Below are 3354 nucleotides of genomic sequence, written 5' to 3'. Positions count from 1 at the left end.
CGCCCCGGCCCCACCGCCAAACCGATCCGCTCATGCCCCAGATCCACCAGATGCTGCACCGCCAACCGCGCCGCCGCACGATCATCCGGCGAGATGAACGGCGCGTCGATCCGGTCGCTGTAGCCGTCCAGCAGGACGATCGGCAGGCCGCGCTCGCGCAGGCGGCTGTAGCGGTCCATCCGGGCGGTGGTGTCGGCGTGCAGGCCGGAGACGAAGATGATGCCGTCCACTCCCCTGTCGACGAGGAGTTCGGTGAACTCGTCCTCGGGCACGCCGCCGGGGAGCTGGGTGCACAGCACCGGGGTGTAGCCGTGCTGGGTCAGGGCCTTCTCGATCGCCTGGGCGAACACCGGGAAGATCGGGTTGTCCAGCTCCGGGGTGACCAGGCCGACCAGGCCGTTGCTGCGCTGGCGCAGCCGTTGCGGCCGCTCGTAGCCCATCAGGTCGAGCGCGGTCAGCACGGCTTGACGGGTGGTCTGCGACACGCCGGGCTTGCCGTTGAGCACCCTGCTGACCGTGGCCTCGCTGACCCCCGCCTGCGCGGCGACGTCGGCCAGCCGGACGCCCGCGCCGTCAGGGCGGGACCGGGGGGTCCGGTTGAGTTCACCCTCCATTGGAGGTACCCCACCATGCCTCCGGAGCGGGCGCAACCCGGGTGGCCGGCCGTCCGTCTCCTCACCGTCCACCGAATGCGCCGGGGGCCCCAACGATCTCTCCTTTCTCCGATCACCCACTTGTAACGCAACTTCCCGTCAGGGAAATTTGAAGTAACTAACAGATGTGCCTCTTCTCACCATGTCTATGGACACATAGGTAAGCCGCACGATGTACTACCTCATCGATCACAATGGCTGTATCCGGGCTGTGCCGTCCGGGAGGAACGAGCGCGAATGAGTACCGTCGTCCTCGACAATGTGAGCAAGATCTACCCTGGCGGGTATCTCGCGGTCGACCGAATGAACCTGCGGGCGGAGAACGGGGAGTTCCTCGTCCTGCTCGGCCCCTCCGGGTGCGGTAAGTCCACCCTGCTGCGGATGGTCGCGGGCCTGGAGGAGATCACCTCCGGTGACCTGTGGCTGGGCGGGGATCACGCCAACGAGCTGGCGCCGCGCGACCGTGACGTCGCCATGGTGTTCCAGAACGGCGCCCTCTACCCGCACCGCACGGTGCGCGGCAACATGGCCTTCCCCCTGGAGATCGCCAAGGCCGATCCCGGGCTGGTCAGGGAGCGGGTGACCGAGCTGTCCAAGGCGCTGCACATCTCCGAGACGCTCGAACGCCGCCCCGGGACGCTCTCCGGCGGCCAGCGCCAGCGCGTCGCCATGGGCCGTGCGATCGTGCGCCAGCCGTCGCTGTTCCTCATGGACGAGCCCCTGTCCAACCTCGACGCGGGCATGCGGACCGAGCTGCGGATGGAGATCTCCTCGCTGGTCCGCTCGCTGGGCGTGACCACGATCTACGTGACGCACGACCAGGTGGAGGCGCTGACCCTCGCCGACCGGATCGCCATCATGAACCGCGGCGTGCTGCAGGACGTCGGCACCCCCGCCCAGGTCTACAACGACCCGGCGACCGCCTTCACCGCGGCCTTCCTCAGCTCCCAGCAGCTCAACCTCCTCTCGGCGACCGTGCGCGCCCCGCAGAACCAGTACGTCCTGCTGGACTTCGGGGTGCACCAGATCATGATCCCCTGGAACGATCCCCGCTCCTACGCCATCTCGCAGCATGTCGGCCGCCAGATCATCGTCGGGCTGCGCCCCGACTGCCTGGCGCCGGTCTCCGAGAGCTTCGAGGGCCCCACGTTCCTCGGCCGGGTCCGGGCCCTGGAGTACCACGGTCACGAGTGGCTGGCCTACGTCGAGAGCGGCATCCCCTCCGTGGCGGTCCCCGAGCCGCCGGACCCCCGGCACAAGGCCCGCGACCTCGCGGCGGCCACGCCGGGCGGCCGGGCCCGCGCGGTCATCCGGCGGCTGATGCCCGGCCTGGCCGGCGAGCCGGAGCCCGACGAGGTGGAGCAGGAGGCCGGCGGCGGCAGCCACCGCCGGGCCGACCTGATCGTCCGGCTGGGCGCGCGTCCCGTCTGGCGCGCCGGTGACCCCGCCCGGGTGGGCGTGGACACCACGCGGCTGATGCTCTTCGCGACGGACGGTTCCCGCATCGACCCGCCGCAGCGCTGACCGGCGGCGGGGACCGTACGCGGGCGGCCGTCCGCGCGGCCACCGGGCGCCGCCGCCATCGGGCGTCGTGTCCGCCCGGCCCGGCGGCCTCCCGTCAGCGGCCGACGATGGCGACGATCTCGACGACGCGGACGACGCGGTCCAGTTCGGCCCGGTGGAAGGCGGCGTCGCGGGCGAGGACCAGGTGCAGGTCGGCGCCGGGGATCGGCAGGCTCATCAGGTGGCGGCCGCCGGAGCCGAGGACGGCGGGGCGCGGCGGGGCGGTCCAGGCCGTCCCCTCGTCCCCTCCCCATGCCGTGGCGCCCGCCGGACCCTCCAGCGTCTCCGGGGCCTGCCAGCTGCGGTGCACGACCTCTCCGGTGCCGGAGCGCACGGTGACCGCCCACCCGGCGCCGACCAGGCCGGGGGCGGCGTCCACGAGCGTGGCGAAGGCGCGCCCGGGATCGGCGGCCACGTGCCGCAGCAGATCGTAGTCGGGCGTGCAGCCGGGGATCTCGCGGGTGGGCCAGGCGGCCTCGACGTTCAGGCCGGGGACCGCGGAGAGGCGGTCCCCGATGCTCCCGGTGTCGGTGACGCCGGGCCAGGAGACGGTGAAGTCGTCCACCGCTCGGCCGCCCTCGCGCTCCAGGACCGTCACCTGCAGGATGTCCGCCCCCAACGTGCCGAGCACCCGGGCGACCTGGCCCAGGGCTCCGGGCCGGTCGGGAAGGGACACCCGTAGCCGGAACATCATTTTCGATCACCTCTCTCTGGGCATCAGGGTGTCCTAGACAGGTTTCGCGAATGTTCCGGGGAGATGTCCAGCATAAAACCCTAGATACGGAAATATCCGACCCGGTCGGCTTTTTGGCTCGCCTCGGCGCCGGGCGGATATCGACGATCTCCGTCGCGGCGCCGCCGGCCGTGCCGGCGGAGAGCCGCGGCCCCTAGCGGATGATCTTCGGTCCGGAGCCGGTCGAGCCGCGGACGATGAACTCCGGCTGGAAGACGAGCTCGGAGTTGTGCATGGGAGCGCCCGCGACCGCCTCCAGCAGGGTGTGCACGGCGGCGGTGACCATCGAGTGGACGGGCTGGCGCACGGTGGTCAGCGGCGGATCGGTGAACGCGATCAACGGCGAGTCGTCGTACCCCACCACCGACACCTCCCCCGGCACCGACAACCCCCGATCCCGGCACG

Annotated in this window: 4 protein-coding genes; 1 reads left to right on the top strand and 3 read right to left on the bottom strand. The window is 71.4% G+C overall.

The features are described 5' to 3' along the window. Positions 1-614: LacI family DNA-binding transcriptional regulator (locus IEZ10_RS38370; RefSeq protein WP_189251408.1), on the bottom strand; the 614-nt coding region annotated here is incomplete at its 3' end. A 276-nt stretch (positions 615-890) separates the two neighbouring features. On the opposite strand from IEZ10_RS38370, the gene IEZ10_RS38365 reads away from it, so the two are divergent. Further along, positions 891-2177, top strand: a complete 1287-nt coding sequence (locus IEZ10_RS38365) for an ABC transporter ATP-binding protein (protein ID WP_189251407.1) — start codon at positions 891-893, stop codon at positions 2175-2177. Positions 2178-2271: 94 nt separating this feature from the next. On the opposite strand, the gene IEZ10_RS38360 is transcribed toward IEZ10_RS38365, so the two are convergent. Then, positions 2272-2910, bottom strand: a complete 639-nt coding sequence (locus IEZ10_RS38360; RefSeq protein ID WP_189251406.1) for an ACT domain-containing protein — start codon at positions 2908-2910, stop codon at positions 2272-2274. Positions 2911-3103: 193 nt separating this feature from the next. After that, positions 3104-3354: substrate-binding domain-containing protein (locus IEZ10_RS38355; RefSeq protein WP_189251405.1), on the bottom strand; the 251-nt coding region annotated here is incomplete at its 5' end.

The sequence above is a fragment of the Streptosporangium pseudovulgare genome (genome assembly GCF_014648055.1).
In the GTDB taxonomy this organism is placed as follows: domain Bacteria; phylum Actinomycetota; class Actinomycetes; order Streptosporangiales; family Streptosporangiaceae; genus Streptosporangium; species Streptosporangium pseudovulgare.
This window is presented reverse-complemented; position numbering and strand designations above follow the sequence as displayed.